This window comes from Parasulfitobacter algicola (assembly GCF_013315265.1).
GTDB lineage: Bacteria > Pseudomonadota > Alphaproteobacteria > Rhodobacterales > Rhodobacteraceae > Parasulfitobacter > Parasulfitobacter algicola.
The window spans coordinates 56,793-73,902 of record NZ_JABUFE010000004.1 but is presented as its reverse complement, the minus strand read 5'-3'; the positions used below and the strand labels follow the sequence as shown (position 1 = coordinate 73,902).

Here is a 17,110-nt window from a genome sequence, read left to right as displayed (position 1 = left end):
GATCACCCCATCCCGTGCCGCCAAGCGGCCGAATAGGCGCCTGTCACGTGGTGTTCTAACTGCCGTTCGATATCGCCCAACAGACTGGACGCGCCAAAGCGGAACAGGTCGGGTTGCAGCCAGCGGTCGCCCAGTTCTTCCTTGATCATTGCCAGATAGACCAGCGCATCTTTGGCCTTGCTGATGCCACCCGCGGGTTTGTAGCCCACGCGCAGCCCTGTGCGCTGGTAATAGTCGCGGATCGCGCGGATCATCACCAGAGTCACGGGCAGCGTCGCATTGACCGGCTCTTTCCCTGTAGATGTCTTGATAAAGTCAGCCCCCGCCATCATGCAGATCAGCGACGCGCGGGCGACGTTGCGCAGCGTCCCCAACTCTCCGGTCGCCAGGATCGCTTTGACGTGAGCGTCACCGCAGGCCTCACGAAAGGCGCGCATCTCGTCGTAAAGCGCTTGCCAGTTCTGGGTCAGCACATGGCGGCGGGAAATCACAATGTCAATCTCATCCGCGCCTGCCTTGACACTTTCGCGGATCTCTTCGACCCGCAGATGAAACGGCGACAAACCTGCCGGAAAACCGGTGGATACGGCTGCCACAGGAATACCAGATCCAGCCAAATTCTGAACGGCCATTGACACCATATCATGGTAAACGCAAACAGCGCCGACGGTAATGGGCGGCATATCCAAAGCTGTTAACAGATCACCGCGTACAGGATGGCGTGCCTTGGCGCACAAACGGCGGACCCGGCCCGGTGTGTCGTCACCTGCAAGCGTCGTCAGATCAATACAGGTGATCGCCTTTAACAACCATGCGGCCTGATAATCCTTTTTCACCGACCGTCTTGCAGGCAAGGTCGCCGCTCGACGTTCAATGGCAGATGTATTGGCCTGTACACCGCGCACCCAATCTAGGTCCAGCGCCATGCCGTCATTGCGGCGCTCGACGGCAAGTGGCAGTTGTGTTGTTGCTGTTTTATCCATGGTGCGCTCTCCCATGCTGAAAACTGTCACGCAAGGGCGATAAGTACAAGTCTTGATGGTACGTGTGGAACCGCGTACATCATCGCCAAACACTGCCAAGGATATCCATATGACCTTTGATCGCTCTGTCAAAATTGCCCCGTCTATCCTGTCTGCCGATTTTGCGAACTTTGGCGCGGAATGTCAGGCGATAGAGGATCAGGGTGCCGATTGGGTCCATGTTGACGTGATGGACGGACATTTTGTACCTAATATTACCTTTGGCCCGGCAACTTGTGCCGCGATCAGGCCCCACATCAAGGGCGTGATGGACGTGCATCTTATGATCGCGCCCGTGGATCCGTATATCGAAGCGTTTGCTAACGCTGGCGCGGATATTATTACAGCGCACGTTGAGGCCGGGCCGCACATCCATCGCAGCTTGCAAGCGATCCGTGGGGCAGGGGCCAAAGCGGGTGTCGCGCTGAACCCAGGCACCCCTGCAGAAAGTGTCGAATACCTTCTGGATATGGTCGATCTGATCTGCGTGATGACGGTAAACCCCGGATTTGGTGGGCAGAAGTTCATTCATTCCCAAGTTGAAAAGGTCCGAAAGCTGCGTGCGATGATCGGTGATCGCCCGATCCATATCGAAATTGATGGTGGGGTTACGCCCGAAACGGCACCTGCCGTTGTATCTGCCGGGGCCGACGTATTGGTCGCAGGGTCAGCGGTTTTCAAAGGCGGCTCTGTCAGCAACCCCGCACCATACGGCGAAAATATCCGTGCGATACGGGCTGCTGTAAAGCACTGATATGCCGGATTATCCTGAAAGCTCGACCATCTATTTTTATGCCCAAACAGACCCCTACGCTGAATTTTCAAACTTCGCGCCTTATGGCGTGGCGATGGATGATATCTGGTGGCCAACGGTCGAACATTACTTTCAGGCCCAGAAATTCCACGATGTGGATTACCGCGAACAGATACGCCGATGCAGCAAACCCAAGGATGCTAAAGCCCTGGGTATGACCCGAAAGCTGGCGTTGCGCGAAGATTGGGAACAGGTGAAAGACCAGATTATGCTGGATGCTGTACGGGTGAAATTCCAGACCCATCCAGCACCCAGGGATCTTTTGCTGTCAACAGGTACCGCTGAAATCGTGGAAAACGCCCCTATGGACGCTTATTGGGGTTGCGGCCTCGATGGATCAGGTCTGAACAAACTGGGTTATATTTTGATGGCGGTGCGGAACAAATTGCGGATTGAATAATTCGCCGGGCTGCTCATCAGTCCTGACGGCCTTCTTCGCGAGAAGCACGCGTCAGAGTGCGACGAGCGCTAGGTCCAATCTACGGCTTTCAAAGCCTGATCTGCGACCGGATCCAGGTTCGCCTTGTCCTGATTGTTCAACCGGTTCCAGCCTTTCCAATTCGTACTGATCCCCGCGCAATGCCAATATTCCGCCCGCTTGGATGTCAGAAACTGTCCGAACGCTAACCTTTCAAGCCGATGAATATCCCAGCTGAAGCGCCGCATAGGTCCGCCCGGCACAATGCAATATTTCGTTGGACATCCATCGCGCCCTTCAAGCCGATACCGATGCGCGCCATGTCGCGTGCCGTCTTTGGGATAGCGCCATTCCCCGGGAAATTGGACATACCCTAACGGATGCGCCACGGCGGCATCAAACACAGATTTGCCACCGGCCCAGACCAGTTCATCAATATCACACTGCAAAACAGCCCGTGCTTGGCCCAAAAATCGAAACCGCAGCGCATTCAACATCGCTGTTTGCAGATATTTATTCTTCCGCTTCATCTTTTTGACGCCGCGCGGGCCATAGGGAAATGGCACATCCAGCACAATCACGTCCTGCAATCCGGTTTGCCTTAAAACTGCGCCGATCTCATCCAGCCCGTATCTGTCTGATCCATTATCCATCAACACCATCGCCTGCAGGTCATGGTGTTGGATATGAAACCGTGCAAAATCTGCCAGCCACTGCAGGTCGTTGTTTTTTGAAATCGCCACATGCACATTCAACCCGGCCAGACGATCTGGCACAGCGGGGTTCACCATCGACTGACCGACCCAGTCACCATACCGGACCTCGATCTCAGGCTTTGGACCTTTCCAGGGTAAATCCACCAGATCATGCCGCCGATATCGACGGATACGCGGACGTACGGGCCAACCATCGACAAACACTTGACCCGTCTTGAAAATTGCTTCCAAATTCAGCAACTTTGGGCAGACCAATCGCACCCGATCTGCCATTCCGATCGCATCATACCACAATGTGTCGTGATCGAATTCGGCCTCGTAATTTGGCCCCCAAAAGGCTTTTGGAACGTCACTTTCACGCGCCAGCCCGCTGCCTGCTGCCGAACAGCTGGCCAATGTGGGATATGTCTTGGACCTTGTCATCGCGCGATGCCCTAGCATGGGGCACCGCCCTGCAAAAGCCCCTGCACGAATTCTGCACAAACGCACAGCTTGGGCTGCACAGCTCGTGATTACCTGCTATGACTATCCGAAAGCTGCAAAAAGATGGCCCTATGACCGATACCCAAATCCTGATTGTTGATGATGACCCGCAAATCCGCGACCTGTTGCGCATTGCACTTGGCAAGGCCGGATATGCTGTGCGCCTGGCCAATGATGGCGCCGCCGCCTTGCGCGAAGTGGATCGCCAGACGCCTGATCTTATGGTTCTGGATATCGGGATGCCTGAAATGGACGGGCTTGAGGTCTGCCGCCGTATCCGCGCGAACAACAACATCCCTATTTTGTTTCTGACCGCGCGCGATGACGAAATTGACCGCGTTCTGGGTTTTGAAATGGGTGCCGATGATTATGTCACCAAACCTTTTTCGCCCCGCGAACTGGTGGCCCGGATAAAAGCCATTCTAAAGCGTACAAATGGCACCCCCAAGATCACAGAGGCCCAAAAGCACGGAACGCTGGAAATCGACGCGACGCGCCATTTTTGCGCGGTGGCCGGTGAAACGGTAACACTGACTGCCACTGAAATGGCGATACTGGCCAAGCTGATGCAACGACCTGATCAAATTTCGCCGCGTCCGCAACTGACCGATGCAGTCTATGGCACAAACATTCATGTCTCGGATCGTACGCTTGACAGTCACCTGCGTAATCTGCGTCGCAAACTGGCGGATGCGGGCTGCGTCGATGCCATCGAAACCGTCCATGGTGTGGGCGTTCGGATGGGCGAATGCCGCGCAACATAAACGAAAAATGGCGTCCTTCGCTTGGGCTGGTGTTGGGGGCCACTTTGACCGCTGTTCTATGCATTCCGATCATTGGATTGATCACTTTGCCCTATCTAACACGGGATTTAGGGCAATCGGTCGGGGCCATATTGATCGTTGTGATCACTGTGGTTTTTACTTTGTTTCTTGGATACGTCCTAACCCGCGTTTTGTTGCGCCCCATCACGACACTGGCAGACCGTGCCAAGGCGCTTGAGGCTGGAAATCTGGATATCACTGAACCGCTGCCGCATTATGGCACCCAGGAATTACGTGAATTGGGGCAAGCCATACTGGATATGGCCAACACCCTGCATGATCGCGAAGCGTCCGTGCGCACCTATACCAATCACGTCACACACGAATTGAAATCACCACTGACAACCCTACAAGGGGCGGCCGAATTGCTGCAAGAGGATCTGTCACCCGAAGAACGTTCGCAACTTGCAGACTCAATGCAGCAGGCCACACGCCGCATGGGCGCGTTGCTGGAAGCGATGCGCGAACTGGCCGCCGCCCGTGAACCATTGCCCGACGGCACCACGACACTGGATGTTATCGCACCCCGGCTGAAACAGGCCTTCCCTGCGCTGACACTTTCGATACAGGGCGGCACAATCACGTTGCCCTTGTTGTCCGAAGGGTTGGTGATTGTTCTGACACATCTTATCCAAAACGCCGTCCAGCACGGTGCGACATCAATCCAACTGACCGCATCCGATAGCCTGATTCTTAGCATTCAAGATAACGGCCCCGGCATTTCACCAGGTAATCAAACCCGCATTTTCGATCCGTTTTTCACTACACGCCGGGGGGATGGCGGAACCGGTATGGGACTTAGCATCGTGGTAAGCCTGCTGAACACGCGCGGTGCGCAAATCGATCATGTCCAAAGCCCAACTGGTGCGCGTTTCGATATCCAGTTCTGATGAGCACTCTTAAAACGACGCCCACAGCAGTCCCGGATTTGATCCGAGACCTCATAGATCTAGCCAGTCCGCTAATTTGGGCTGCGTTCCGCCCATCCAGCAAAGATTTTTTCCAGCGCGACCACTACATAAAACAACAAAATCCCCAGCACTGCCAAGGCAATCAGAACCGCAAACATCAGTGGGTAATCTGCATTGATCTTGCCGCTGTCGAACAGATGGCCCAGCCCTTTGCCGTGCGGCTCAACGATCTCCATCAGGTTAGTGCCGATAAACGCAAGCGTGACGGCAACCTTGAGCGCACCAAAGAATTCCGGCAGCGTTTTGGGCAAGGCGATTTTCCAGAAGACGGTGAACTGCGACGCGCCAAGCGATCGCAGGATATCGCGGTATTCTGGCTCAAGCGTTGACAGCCCAATCGATACCGATACGGCAATCGGGAAAAAGCTGATCATAAAGGCTATCAGGATCGTATTCATATCGTGCTGGCCCACAAACATCAGCGCAATCACAGGTACGATGGTCGCTTTGGGAATAGCGTTAAAGCCCACAAGCAGCGGATAAAGGGCTTCGCGCGCAACCCGCGAAAATCCCATGATCATGCCGATCCCGGTGCCAACGACCACAGCCAGCCCCAAACCTGCAACCGTGCGCCAAAGCGTCTGCCAACTGTATTCCAGAAACAACCACCGAAATCGCCAAAATGCAGGCCACAAATCCGAAGGCGAGGCCATTTTATAATTCGGCCAGTCATTCACCCAAACCAACCATTCCCAAAACAGCAGAAAGATCATGATCGCGCCTACGGGTACGGCGATTTTGCGGAATGTGTTCATGCGGCGGTCTCGGTCGTGCGGCCTTGGGCAATCTCAATCTGATGACGCAATGTCGCCAGCATTTCGACCGCTGCAGGCGTGTAAAGATCATTCAGGCTGCGTTTGTCTTGAAATGTAACAGGCAACCGATATTGCGCCGTGGCAGGTCGGCCGGACAAAACGACCACATCATCGGCCAGAAACACGCTTTCGCGCAGATCATGGGTGATCAGCAGGCAGGTAAAGGGCTCTTCTGCCCGCAAATCATGCATCGTTTGCCATAGATCTTCGCGGGTAAACGCATCCAGCGCGCCAAACGGTTCGTCTAATATCAATACCTGCGGACGATGCACGATCGACCGGCACAGCGATGCACGTTGGCGCATACCGCCCGACAGTTCCGACGGGCGCTTGTCTTCAAAGCCTTCTAGCCCGACCAGCGCCAGAAGCGCCCGCGCGCGATCTTCACGCTGCGCCCGACTAAGCGAATTTTTCACGATCTCAAGCGGCAGCATCACGTTTTGCAAAATCGTCCGCCATTCCAACAGCACTGGGTTTTGAAACGCCATTCCCACTGTAGACCGGGGCGATCTGATGATTTCGCCACCCAGCCAAACCTGCCCTTCGTCCGGGCGCATCAGGCCCGCAATCAGCCGCGTCAGCGTTGACTTGCCGCAACCCGATGGGCCGACAACAGCGGTAAAGCTGCCCTCGGCCATCTTGATGTTCAGATCCCGCAGCACCGGTAACGGCCCGCTGTCGGTACGATAGGCGTGCGTGACAGCGCGCAGTTCAATCGGAACAGGCATCTATTGCAGCGTCAGTAATTCGGCCGCAGGCAGGTAATCGTTGGTGAAATACTGCGGCGCATCCGTTGTGATCTGAAATTCATACGTGGTGGCCAGTTGTGCCAAGGCCCGTGCAAAGCGGTCCGCATCGATCCGGCCCATACCATTTTCTGCGGTATGTTCCGTCAGTACATTTGACGCAATCGCCAATGACAATCGAAGGGTTTCAAATTCAACATCGCCTGCCGGATTGCGCGCAATCACAGCTTCGGCACCCGCCTGCGGATTTGCAATCGCGTCCCGCCAACCGGCGGCAACGGCAGTCAGAAAACCGGTCACGATCTCTGGGTTGGCTTCGGCAAAATCCGTATTCACGATAATCGCATTGCCGTACAGTTCGACCCCGTGATCCGCCATCAGGATAGTTGTCAGATCGTCTTCCGGTACGCCCAAACGCACCAAATTCAGATAAGATGAAAACGAAAAGCCCGTAACACTGTCAACTTCGCCAGCAGCCAGCATCGGTTCGCGCGTAGGAAAGCCTACGGGGCGTACATCGATCTGACCGACATCAATTCCGTTTTCCGCCGCGAAAATCGGAAATTGCGCCCAAGCGCCATCAGGGGGCGGCGCGCCCAGAACAGAACCTTCTAGGTCGTCGATCCCGTTGATCCCCTGACTTTTACGCCCGATCACGGCAAAAGGCGGCTTGTCATAGACCATCATCACCGCTGTGACAGGTGCATCCGGGTTTTGATCCAGAAACTTGATCAGCGAATTTATATCAGCAAATCCGAACGGAAACGCCCCTGTGGCCACTTTGGGAATAGCATCAAGTGATCCCTGACCGGCCGAAATATCAACATTCAGCCCCTGTTCAGCAAAATGACCGTTATCTACGGCCAGAAAATAGGGCGCCGCCGGTCCTTCGAATTTCCAGTCCAGCGTAAAGTTCGCATTTGTATCGGCCTGCGTTACAGTTGCAAGCGACAACGCCGCTATCGCTGCGGTCAGTGAGGCTTTGATCATTTTGAAATCTCCGTTTGTTTCTAATTTTACAAACACCTAGCAGTCGCACAAAGTTCCGGCAGGGCTGTTGCGTCATTCGTTGTTTTAATTGGCAACCCGTGATTGTGTTCGCTGTATAAATCAGCAAAGTGCTCACAAAACAGGCAATCGCAAATTTAATTGGCTACCTTTGGTGGTACGTCAGTGCTGCTGAAATACACAGCTGAAGTGGCTTGATCACACTGCCCACATCATCTTTCAGGATCACGGCGCGATTGCCCTGAAAATCGAAAACACCCGGAAACATGTCGCGAAATTCACCCACCAGACTGGTCTGACAATGCACAAAAATCGCAGGTCGCCCGCTGGCCTTATCACGTCCAAGACGAATTGTTGTGCCGGTTTTAGTCAAATATGACGGTTGCCCCCATTTCAAAGCCTCGGTCACCGCGCTCACCTCTTTGGTGTCTATGGCCGTTGTCAGGATCAGCCTGCGCAATTCCAGCAACACGTTCCGAACGTCTTTGGGAAACGCATCATAGGCCGCTGCAATATCGTTTTCCGGATTCATAATGCGACCCTATTGGGTCATCCAATCCAGATAAAGCGTTTCGATCTGGATCACAGGATTATTCACGAAACTGCATTCATATTAAACATATCAGCTGTCGGTACGTGGATATCCGGTTGATGATATGGCCTTGCGGAACGCCACACAACGTCGACTTGTGAAACAAGCGCTGCTCTAAATCAACGACACCCGCGCGTCAGACATTGTTAACCCAAGCATCATGCATTTTGACCCGAAGCGGATCATCAAGACCACGTCGCTGATCAATATTTATGAGACAAAATTGCCAATTACAAAAGCGTGCTGAATTTCCACTCTTGGATCGCCGAAAGTTCCTTTGAATAAGAACGTCTAGCTTTTTCTTAAGGCCTCAATTCTGACAAAATAGTAGGGTGAGCGTAACAGAAGTTTCCGGAGATATATTTTCAATGAATTTTCCGAGTAAGATTTCGCGAATTTTTGTCGCTCTGGTTTGCTTAAGTAGCTCGGTGAAGGCCGATCTGTGGGGCGGCAAATCACAAGATAGCTTTGAGGTTACCTACGAGCTCATCCAAGGTGTTAAACTTAAAACCTATTCCACGTTCACGGAACATCCATACGAGGTAATGGTGCCAAACACCTCATTTGGTGATTTGATGATCTGCCAAGTTTTTGGTGCAGACGGGGAAGTGATCTCGCAGAAATATGCGAACTCCCGAAGTAATGTAACACATGTATATTTTGAAACTAAAGTCTCTATTAAGGAAGCCAAATGTGCATATGCGCGGGTGGTAGAAACGGATCATTCTTCGCCTTAGCGGTTCATAATGCGATATTAACTATGGCAAGCAGCAAGATCAGCTAAACACTGAGTTTGAAACGAAGTTAACCATTAACCGCCTTTCTTACATATTGCAAAATCTTGCACTAAGATCTGATTTGCCGATTTTGGATCAGTTCACGACGCAAAGGCTGAAGTTATCTGATGTTGTGTTTCCCATGGCTATTGAGCATCCCGGATTTCATAAAAACACCGGGCACATCAGGGCGAAGATGAAAACAAGGCCTCTTATTCATCCCAGACCATAAAATAAATCAGGAACCCGGGCTGATCCAGCATATTAAAAGTTTTGTACAAAAATTTAAGTACAAAACCCGTGTACAAAATATACAAAACTGCGTGCTCGGGCTTTTTTTATTGTTAACGCACTAGCAATTTTTCGTGCAATCGGGACAACGATCAATACCGTCGGAAATGCGATGATTCAGCTCGATATCCATCCTGAAAACCAGATCGCGACAAAGCCTTCTGCGGCCCCGATATTGCGAAATGTAACCACTGCCGAAACGATGAACGACATCATGCCTGACACCACGAAGCTAAACGCGATGTGCGCGTAACGTTCTGGAATCAAAGTGAATTATCCAAGTCTGCCATCGGAATGATTGGGAAAAACTGCCCACCTGATCGCACCCCGAACCATGCCACCCCGTCATGTTGACCTTCCTGCCCCAGATCAACAAGGCGGTAAAAACTTTTTCGATCTATCAGTGCTTCAAGGTTGGCGCGGATCAAAACATACGGCGACGGTTCATTCGTTTGCGGGTCCATCGCCACGCGGATCGGATGAACAGGCCCCGCCACAGCTTCGTCCCCGACATTGGTGAAAAATCTTAAATCATTATTTTCTTGAGTAAAATCAATAGCAACAAAAGGGGCGTCCTCAACCTGAATGCCGACCTTTTCAACCGGGGTCACAAGGAAATACTGATCCCCGTCTTTTCGTAAAATCGTCGAAAACAGTCGTACCAAGCCCGGACGACCAATCGGTGTGCCTTGATAAAACCAAGTTCCGTCCCGTTTTATCTGCATATCCAAGTCGCCACAAAACGGGGGATTCCACTTATGAACAGGTGGAATGCCTGTTTTTGAGGCAGCTTTTGCCGATGCTGCAAGGCTTTCCGCCGATGGGGTCACAATGTTTTGTCCACTCATTCGTTTTGCCATTTGTCTTTGGAATGATATCTGCTTTGTAAGACATAATGTGATTTGGAGGATTTGTCATGGCCGATACAGACGCACTTGTTGCTGAGATTGACGCTTTAGGTGCGAAATTGGCCGAGGCGAAAGCCTCGATCACCAACCGGTTTATTGGTCAGGAACGGGTCGTTGACCTGACTTTGACATCGCTGATTTGTGGCGGTCACGGGTTGCTGATCGGTCAACCTGGCTTGGGTAAGACACGTCTGGTGGATACATTGTCGACCGTTATGGGGCTGACCGGAAACCGCATCCAGTTCACCCCCGATTTGATGCCCGCCGATATTCTTGGGTCCGAGGTTCTTGAGACTGGTGAAGACGGTAGTCGTAGTTTCAGATTTATCGAAGGCCCGATCTTTTGTCAGCTATTGATGGCAGATGAGATCAACCGGGCCAGTCCGCGAACGCAATCGGCACTTCTGCAGGCGATGCAGGAAAAAGAAGTGACCGTTGCCGGTGAGCATCGCGCACTTGGAATGCCATTCCACGTATTGGCCACGCAAAACCCGATTGAGCAAGAGGGCACATATCCACTGCCCGAGGCTCAGTTGGACCGCTTTCTTGTGCAAATTGATGTACTAAACCCGGATCGTGACACCGAACGAGACATTCTTTTGTCGACGACAGGCATTGAAGATGCGCAATCCCATCAAGTCTTTGATACGACAAGCCTTTTGGCTGCTCAAACTCTGATCCGACGCATGCCTGTTGGGGATGCAGTTGTTGAAACAATCCTTGATCTGGTCCGTGCATGCCGCCCTGACGAACCTGAAGCGCCCGAAATTGTGCGCGATAGTGTCAGTTGGGGTCCCGGACCGCGTGCGGCACAGGCTTTGATGTTGACTGTTCGCGCACAGGCATTGCTGGACGGTCGTCTTGCCCCGTCAGCTGATGACGTGATTAAGATGGCGCGGCCTGTCCTGATGCATCGTATGGCGTTGTCGTTTTCAGCCCGTGCGCGTGGTGTTGAATTGGGTGCATTGATTGATCAAGTTGCCGCCCAGGTCACTCGGATCGAGGCAGCTGCGTGAGCCAACCTGCCCATCTGAGACAGCAAGCCGAAGATCTTGCCAGCCCACTTCCCCCGCTTCTTGCGGCGGCCGAGCATCTGGCAAGTACCGTTATGCTGGGTATTCACGGCCGAAGGCGGTCAGGGATGGGTGATGAATTTTGGCAATATCGCCCGGTACAGCCAGGCGATGAATTACGTACGATTGATTGGCGCCGATCAGCCCGAAGCGATGCACAGTTTGTTCAGCAAAAAGAATGGCAGATCTCGCAAAGCGTATTGATGTGGGTCGATAGTGCGGCATCAATGGACTTTAGTTCGGATAAAAACCTTGAAACCAAGGGGCATCGAGCACGAACATTGGCGCTTGCTATCTCTGTTTTATTGTTGCGTGCAGGCGAACGTGTTGGCATGACGGCCTCGGCTGCGCCGCCGCGCAGTGGTGAAATACAATTGATGCGGCTGGCGGAATTGCTGTCTGATGAAAGCACTGATGCCGACTATGGTGAACCTGATGCGCGTGGTATGTTGCCAAATTCCAGGGCGCTGTTCATATCTGATTTCATGGGGGAACTTGCCCCGGTTGAGGCCGCTTTGACAAAAGCTGCTGATCGGGGTGTGCGTGGGACACTTTTGCAAGTTCTTGACCCACAAGAAGAAATCTTTCCGTTTGATGGTCGGACTATTTTTGAAAGCATGTCCGGTTCGCTGCGGCACGAAACGCTAAAGGCAGGCGATCTGCGTGACAGATATCTAACCCGTCTGGCTGAACGAAAAGATCAATTGCTGCATCTATGCCAATCTTCAGGGTGGCAGTTCGGAACCCACCACACTGGCGACAGTGCGCAAGCGGCGCTGTTGTGGCTTTATTCCGCGATGGAGCGTATTTAATGTTCACGATAGGTGCTCTCGGATTCACCACTCCATTATTGCTTTTGGGCCTGATCGTTTTACCGATCCTTTGGCTTTTGTTGCGGGCCGTGCCACCCGCTCCGATTCGCAGACGATTTCCGGGTGTTGCCTTGTTATTGGGTCTGCAGGATGATGAAAATCAGGCCGATAAAACGCCTTGGTGGTTACTTTTATTGCGGATATTCGCAATTGCCGCTGTGATTATTGGCTTTGCCGGACCTGTCTTGAACCCTCAGGATGAACGGACAGGTGATGGCCCGTTGCTGATTGTGGCTGACGGAACCTGGGCTGATGCCCGTGACTGGCCACGCCGTATGGACCGGATCGAGGCGTTGCTGGATGACGCCGCACAACTTGCGCGCCCTGTAGCCTTTGTGTTGTTAAGCGACCCGCCCGAAGGCGACATTCAGTTTCAGGCGGCCGATGTTTTGCTAAGCCGTTTGCCAAGTCTGCAACCCAATGCATGGGAGCCGACTGAAGCAGTTGAATGGGCCGAAAATTTAACCGGGTCATTTGAAACATTCTGGTTGTCTGATGGGCTTGAACGTCTTGCCCGCAGCGACGTGCTTTTAGCTTTGGAAGCCCGTGGTTCGGTCACTGTTTTTGAAAGCCCGCGCCCAATTTACGCAATCGAGCCAGCGCGTTTTGAGGATGGCAATATCACACTAAGCGTCAATCGTGACACGGCAGGCGCCGCAGAAGAGGTGACGATTACCGCCCACGGGCTTGATCCTGCGGGTGTGGAACGACAGCTTGCTTTGGCGACAGCCGACTTTGAACCTGGTGGGAAACGGGCCGACGTTGCATTGACCCTGCCGCCCGAGTTACGCAACCGGATCACACGGTTTGAAATAGCTGGCCTTCGGTCCGCTGGTGCTGTGACGTTGACGGATGATGCGTTAAAGCGGCGCGAGGTTGCGTTGATCGCAGGCAGACAGGGGCGCGAAGGTCTTGAACTGTTGTCACCGCTGCATTTCTTGGAACAGGCACTTGAACCAACAGCTGATTTAATTGACGGCACATTGGAAGATGTTCTTTTGGCCAATCCGAATGTGATTATCTTGGCCGATGTGGCGCAGGTATCAGATCTGGAACAGGAAAAAATCTTGGAATGGTTGGACAACGGTGGGCTTTTGTTGCGGTTTGCTGGGCCACGTCTGGCCGCCAGCGATGTCAGTCGCAGGCAAGAAGATCCGTTGATGCCAGTACGCCTGCGGGCGGGTGGGCGAAGTGTTGGCGGCGCGATGAGTTGGGGTGAACCCAAGGCGCTTAGTCCTTTTCCGGAAACATCACCGTTTTTCGGTCTGAACGTGCCAGATGACGTCACCATTTCAGCGCAAGTGATGGCACAACCCGATCCTTCACTGTCAGAACGTGTTATTGCATCTTTGGCTGATGGTACGCCTTTGGTTACCCGCAAAAAACACGGGCAAGGAACGATTGTGCTGTTTCATGTCACCGCGAATGCGGAATGGTCGACGATCCCATTGTCCGGGTTATTTGTTGAAATGCTGGAACGTTTGGCGATTTCAACACGCCCCGCGGTACCGGATGCCGAAGAACTTGCAGGCATGGTCTGGGCCCCTGATCAAATGCTGTCTGCTTTCGGGGAAGTCATGGATGCCACGACATTACCCGGAGTAGAGGGCGAGACCTTGGCCGAACGTCAGTTCAGCGCAACCATGCCGCCTGGTCTTTATACGGGTGACGATCGACGGATTGCTATGAATGTCATTCAAGCCGACCGGATCTTAAACCGTGCCGAATGGCCATCGCGTATCACCGTCGAAGGATTAGCCGTTTTGGCTGAAACTGTACTGAAAGGCGCCTTTTTGACCGGAGCATTCATCGTGTTACTTATTGATATTCTCGCTTCGCTTATGGTGTCGGGCCGGTTAACGGGTCCTCGGGCCACTGCCGCCGTGGTGAGCCTGATCGCGTGTCTTGGCTTCGCGCCAGACGCCTATGCTCAGCAAAACGCTGATGCAGATATGCTGGCACTTTCTGCCACATCAGAGGTCGTTTTGGCCCATGTCGTGACGGGCAACGATGAAATTGACCGTGTTGCGGCAGCAGGTCTTTTGGGCGTGTCGAATACACTTTTTCAGCGCACATCCATCGAACCAGCGCGCCCGATCGCCGTTAATCTGGAAATCGACGAACTGTCGTTTTTTCCGTTCTTGTACTGGCCGATCACGACAGATCAACCCCTGCCATCAGTTGAAGCCTATGCCAAGCTGAACCGCTATCTGCGCACAGGCGGGATGATCCTGTTTGATACGCGCGATGCCAATACGGCCAGTTTCGGGGCCGCATCCCCCAATGGTCGCAAGTTGCAACAATTGGCTGCGCAACTGGATATCCCCCCGCTTGAGCCTATTCCGTCAGACCATGTTCTGACGCGTACATTTTATCTGTTGCAGGATTTTCCCGGCCGCTATCCCGGTCGCGATGTCTGGGTCGAGGCAGCCCCGCCAGATGCTGAACAAATCGAAGGCATGCCGTTTCGAAATTTGAATGACGGCGTGACACCTGTGGTAATTGGCGGCAATGATTGGGCATCAGCTTGGGCTATAGACGAACGCGGCGCGCCTTTGTTCCCGGTTGGGCGTGGGTATGCAGGGGATCGCCAGCGTGAAATCGCGATGCGCTTTGGCGTTAATCTGATCATGCATGTTCTAACGGGTAACTATAAATCAGATCAGGTCCATGTGCCTGCATTGCTGGACAGGTTGGGCCAATGACCGGACAGATTATCTTTGACCCGTTGATTGAATGGCCACTTGTCTGGCTGGCTATTACACTGGCAACAGTAATGATCAGTTTTGCCATCTGGCGTGGATTGGTCGGATGGTGGTTGCGTGCCTTGGCGGCGATCACCTTGGCGATTGCGCTTGCTAACCCATCGTTGCAACAAGAAGAACGCACGCCTTTGACAGATATCGTGTTGCTGGTCGTGGATGATACGGCCAGCCAAAATATCAGTGACAGACCCGATCAGACACAACAGGCACTTGAAACACTGCGCGCCCGTATCCAGGCGCGCCCAAACACAGAATTGCGCATCGTGACATTGCGGGATGGTGAAGGTGACAGCGGCACTGAATTGATGACGTCCTTGTCGCAAGCACTGTCCGAAGAACCACAGGCCCGCGTCGCAGGGATGCTATTGCTGACCGATGGCCAGTTACATGATCTGGAACGTGCGCCTGCCCTGCCTGCGCCACTGCACGTGCTTTTAACAGGGCGCGAACAGGATTGGGATCGTCGGTTGACTGTTAAAAACGCGCCCGCTTTCGCTATTCTTGGGGAAGAGGTGACGCTGACCCTGCGTGTTGATGACGAAGGGGCTGTGCCTGTTCAAACGGATCGGGTGCAGTTGCAGATTTCAGTCGATGGTGAGGCGCCGCAACTGTTCACGGTTCCGATTGGTGAAGATCTGGATTTGCCTGTGTCCTTGCCACACGGCGGCATGAATGTGATCCAATTTACCGTCGCCGAAGCCGAAGGCGAAATCACAGATCGTAACAACTCTGCTGTGGTTCAGATCAATGGTGTGCGGGATCGTTTGCGGGTTTTGCTTGTGTCGGGTGAACCGCATGCGGGTGAACGGACATGGCGGAATTTGCTGAAATCAGACAGCTCGGTCGATCTGGTGCATTTCACGATTTTACGTCCACCCGATAAGCACGACGGCGTCCCGGTTGAAGAGCTGTCGCTGATCGCTTTCCCAACACGTGAGCTGTTCATAGAAAAGATTGATGAATTCGATCTTATCATTTTCGACCGTTATAAGCGGCGCGGGATATTACCTGGCTTTTATATCGAAAGCATCGGTAATTATGTCCGTAATGGTGGCGCTGTTTTGGTGGCCGCAGGTCCGGATTTTGCAAGTGCGGACAGTCTTTACAGATCGGCATTGGGTGAAATTATGCCTGCCGCCCCAACGGCGCGTGTCATAGAAGAGGCATTCTTGCCCGAAATCACAGAACTTGGGCATCGCCACCCGGTGACTGAAGGTTTGCAAAATGTATTTCGTGAAAGCGAAATGACACAACAGGATGATCCTGAATGGGGGCGTTGGTTCCGCTTGATCGAAGTCACCCCGACCGATACAGGCAGCACCGTGATGAGCGGTTTGGGGGATCGTCCATTACTTGTTCTGGACCGTGTCGACGAAGGCCGTGTGGCGCTTATGGCATCCGATCATGCCTGGTTATGGAGCCGTGGTTATGAGGGCGGCGGACCGCAGTTGGAATTGCTACGGCGTCTTGCACATTGGTTGATGAAAGAGCCTGAGCTTGAGGAAGAAGCACTTTGGGCCGAAGCCAATGGTCAAACGATGACAGTCATTCGCCGTACTTTGGGCGAAAGTGTTGGCACTGTAACGATCACTGGACCTGATGGTGAAGCGATTGAGCTTGAGATGCAGCAAGTATCCCCCGGTCGATTTGAGGCGATATACGAGGCACCGGAAATCGGGCTTTATCGCCTTGCAGAAGGGGATGAAGATGCTGTGGTGGCGCTTGGCCCATCTGCCCCGCGTGAATTTGTCGAAACCATTGCAAGCGGCGACAAACTGGAACCGTTGGTGGATCGCACGCGTGGTGGGGTTATTCGGCTGGAAGATGGTGTGCCCAGTATTCGTGATGTGCGCCAAGGTCGCCCTGCCGCTGGACGTGGTTGGATCGGTTTGACCCCACGCGAAGCGTATGTGACGGCAGATGTTACCATCACATCATTGGTACCAGCATGGCTATTTTTGGTTTTGGCTGCGTTGTTCGCAACGGGCGCCTGGCTGCGGGAAGGGCGCCGCTAGG

General features: G+C 53.2%; 17 protein-coding genes. 9 read left to right on the top strand and 8 right to left on the bottom strand.

Annotation, left to right across the window (positions count from 1 at the left end):
• Positions 1–2: 2 nt before the first annotated feature.
• Entirely contained in the window at positions 3–983 is a 981-nt protein-coding gene (gene deoC / locus HRQ87_RS08685; RefSeq protein ID WP_425501534.1) for a deoxyribose-phosphate aldolase, read from the bottom strand.
• A 109-nt stretch (positions 984–1,092) separates the two neighbouring features.
• On the opposite strand from deoC, the gene rpe reads away from it, so the two are divergent.
• A complete protein-coding gene (gene rpe, locus HRQ87_RS08680; protein ID WP_174137360.1) occupies positions 1,093–1,776 on the top strand; it encodes a ribulose-phosphate 3-epimerase in 684 nt (227 codons plus the stop codon).
• A gap of 1 nt (position 1,777) precedes the next feature.
• On the top strand, positions 1,778–2,236 hold the full coding sequence (ybiA, locus tag HRQ87_RS08675) for a riboflavin biosynthesis intermediates N-glycosidase (RefSeq protein WP_174137358.1): 459 nt from the start codon (positions 1,778–1,780) through the stop codon (positions 2,234–2,236).
• Between the two features lie 68 nt (positions 2,237–2,304).
• On the opposite strand, the gene HRQ87_RS08670 is transcribed toward ybiA, so the two are convergent.
• A complete protein-coding gene (locus tag HRQ87_RS08670; RefSeq protein WP_174137356.1) occupies positions 2,305–3,393 on the bottom strand; it encodes a hypothetical protein in 1,089 nt (362 codons plus the stop codon).
• A 131-nt stretch (positions 3,394–3,524) separates the two neighbouring features.
• Between HRQ87_RS08670 and HRQ87_RS08665 the strand changes: the two genes are divergently transcribed.
• Together HRQ87_RS08665 and HRQ87_RS08660 are read left to right on the top strand one after the other, a co-directional pair.
• The gene (locus tag HRQ87_RS08665) at positions 3,525–4,217 is read left to right on the top strand and encodes a response regulator transcription factor (protein ID WP_174137354.1); all 693 of its coding nucleotides are present in this window, start codon (positions 3,525–3,527) and stop codon (positions 4,215–4,217) included.
• Entirely contained in the window at positions 4,202–5,167 is a 966-nt protein-coding gene (locus tag HRQ87_RS08660) for an ATP-binding protein (RefSeq protein ID WP_174137352.1), read from the top strand. Before HRQ87_RS08665 ends, HRQ87_RS08660 begins: the two co-directional genes overlap by 16 nt.
• Positions 5,168–5,238: 71 nt before the next feature.
• On the opposite strand, the gene HRQ87_RS08655 is transcribed toward HRQ87_RS08660, so the two are convergent.
• From HRQ87_RS08655 to HRQ87_RS08640, 4 genes are all read right to left on the bottom strand, one after another.
• A complete protein-coding gene (locus HRQ87_RS08655) occupies positions 5,239–6,003 on the bottom strand; it encodes an ABC transporter permease (RefSeq protein ID WP_174137351.1) in 765 nt (254 codons plus the stop codon).
• Positions 6,000–6,791 (bottom strand): ABC transporter ATP-binding protein, encoded by a 792-nt coding sequence (locus HRQ87_RS08650; protein ID WP_174137349.1) that lies wholly within the window; start codon positions 6,789–6,791, stop codon positions 6,000–6,002. The genes HRQ87_RS08655 and HRQ87_RS08650 overlap by 4 nt, the downstream gene beginning before the upstream one ends.
• The gene (locus HRQ87_RS08645) at positions 6,792–7,799 is read right to left on the bottom strand and encodes an ABC transporter substrate-binding protein (RefSeq protein WP_174137347.1); all 1,008 of its coding nucleotides are present in this window, start codon (positions 7,797–7,799) and stop codon (positions 6,792–6,794) included.
• Positions 7,800–7,962: 163 nt separating this feature from the next.
• The gene (locus tag HRQ87_RS08640; protein WP_174137345.1) at positions 7,963–8,349 is read right to left on the bottom strand and encodes a DUF1801 domain-containing protein; all 387 of its coding nucleotides are present in this window, start codon (positions 8,347–8,349) and stop codon (positions 7,963–7,965) included.
• 428 nt (positions 8,350–8,777) lie between these two features.
• Here HRQ87_RS08640 and HRQ87_RS08635 point away from each other — a divergent pair, with 428 nt between their 5' ends.
• Positions 8,778–9,146, top strand: coding sequence for a hypothetical protein (locus HRQ87_RS08635; RefSeq protein ID WP_174137343.1), 369 nt, complete (start codon positions 8,778–8,780; stop codon positions 9,144–9,146).
• Between the two features lie 447 nt (positions 9,147–9,593).
• Here the strand turns inward: HRQ87_RS08635 and HRQ87_RS20635 are convergent, their stop codons facing one another.
• A complete protein-coding gene (locus HRQ87_RS20635; RefSeq protein ID WP_425501540.1) occupies positions 9,594–9,689 on the bottom strand; it encodes a DUF2798 domain-containing protein in 96 nt (31 codons plus the stop codon).
• Between the two features lie 50 nt (positions 9,690–9,739).
• Complete coding sequence (locus HRQ87_RS08625) at positions 9,740–10,324, bottom strand: DUF1285 domain-containing protein (protein WP_174137338.1); 585 nt, start codon at positions 10,322–10,324, stop codon at positions 9,740–9,742.
• 68 nt (positions 10,325–10,392) lie between these two features.
• Between HRQ87_RS08625 and HRQ87_RS08620 the strand changes: the two genes are divergently transcribed.
• From HRQ87_RS08620 to HRQ87_RS08605, 4 genes are read left to right on the top strand one after another with little or no spacing between them, the layout of a single operon-like run.
• Entirely contained in the window at positions 10,393–11,400 is a 1,008-nt protein-coding gene (locus HRQ87_RS08620; RefSeq protein ID WP_174137336.1) for an AAA family ATPase, read from the top strand.
• Complete coding sequence (locus HRQ87_RS08615) at positions 11,397–12,269, top strand: DUF58 domain-containing protein (protein ID WP_174137334.1); 873 nt, start codon at positions 11,397–11,399, stop codon at positions 12,267–12,269. The genes HRQ87_RS08620 and HRQ87_RS08615 overlap by 4 nt, the downstream gene beginning before the upstream one ends.
• Positions 12,269–15,034 (top strand): DUF4159 domain-containing protein, encoded by a 2,766-nt coding sequence (locus tag HRQ87_RS08610; RefSeq protein WP_174137333.1) that lies wholly within the window; start codon positions 12,269–12,271, stop codon positions 15,032–15,034. The genes HRQ87_RS08615 and HRQ87_RS08610 overlap by 1 nt, the downstream gene beginning before the upstream one ends.
• Positions 15,031–17,109, top strand: coding sequence for a hypothetical protein (locus HRQ87_RS08605; RefSeq protein ID WP_174137331.1), 2,079 nt, complete (start codon positions 15,031–15,033; stop codon positions 17,107–17,109). The genes HRQ87_RS08610 and HRQ87_RS08605 overlap by 4 nt, the downstream gene beginning before the upstream one ends.
• Position 17,110: the final 1 nt, after the last annotated feature.

Excerpts from the sequence above, each read along its gene's own strand:
- HRQ87_RS08625 (WP_174137338.1), bottom strand. The coding sequence starts at position 10,324 with ATGAGTGGACAAAACATTGTGACCCCATCGGCGGAAAGCCTTGCAGCA.
- HRQ87_RS08670 (WP_174137356.1), bottom strand. The coding sequence starts at position 3,393 with ATGACAAGGTCCAAGACATATCCCACATTGGCCAGCTGTTCGGCAGCA.
- HRQ87_RS08665 (WP_174137354.1), top strand. The coding sequence starts at position 3,525 with ATGACCGATACCCAAATCCTGATTGTTGATGATGACCCGCAAATCCGC.
- HRQ87_RS08620 (WP_174137336.1), top strand. The coding sequence starts at position 10,393 with ATGGCCGATACAGACGCACTTGTTGCTGAGATTGACGCTTTAGGTGCG.
- HRQ87_RS08640 (WP_174137345.1), bottom strand. The coding sequence starts at position 8,349 with ATGAATCCGGAAAACGATATTGCAGCGGCCTATGATGCGTTTCCCAAA.
- HRQ87_RS20635 (WP_425501540.1), bottom strand. The coding sequence starts at position 9,689 with ATGTCGTTCATCGTTTCGGCAGTGGTTACATTTCGCAATATCGGGGCC.
- deoC (WP_425501534.1), bottom strand. The coding sequence starts at position 983 with ATGGATAAAACAGCAACAACACAACTGCCACTTGCCGTCGAGCGCCGC.
- HRQ87_RS08605 (WP_174137331.1), top strand. The coding sequence starts at position 15,031 with ATGACCGGACAGATTATCTTTGACCCGTTGATTGAATGGCCACTTGTC.
- ybiA (WP_174137358.1), top strand. The coding sequence starts at position 1,778 with ATGCCGGATTATCCTGAAAGCTCGACCATCTATTTTTATGCCCAAACA.
- HRQ87_RS08650 (WP_174137349.1), bottom strand. The coding sequence starts at position 6,791 with ATGCCTGTTCCGATTGAACTGCGCGCTGTCACGCACGCCTATCGTACC.
- HRQ87_RS08660 (WP_174137352.1), top strand. The coding sequence starts at position 4,202 with ATGCCGCGCAACATAAACGAAAAATGGCGTCCTTCGCTTGGGCTGGTG.
- rpe (WP_174137360.1), top strand. The coding sequence starts at position 1,093 with ATGACCTTTGATCGCTCTGTCAAAATTGCCCCGTCTATCCTGTCTGCC.
- HRQ87_RS08635 (WP_174137343.1), top strand. The coding sequence starts at position 8,778 with ATGAATTTTCCGAGTAAGATTTCGCGAATTTTTGTCGCTCTGGTTTGC.
- HRQ87_RS08645 (WP_174137347.1), bottom strand. The coding sequence starts at position 7,799 with ATGATCAAAGCCTCACTGACCGCAGCGATAGCGGCGTTGTCGCTTGCA.
- HRQ87_RS08610 (WP_174137333.1), top strand. The coding sequence starts at position 12,269 with ATGTTCACGATAGGTGCTCTCGGATTCACCACTCCATTATTGCTTTTG.
- HRQ87_RS08655 (WP_174137351.1), bottom strand. The coding sequence starts at position 6,003 with ATGAACACATTCCGCAAAATCGCCGTACCCGTAGGCGCGATCATGATC.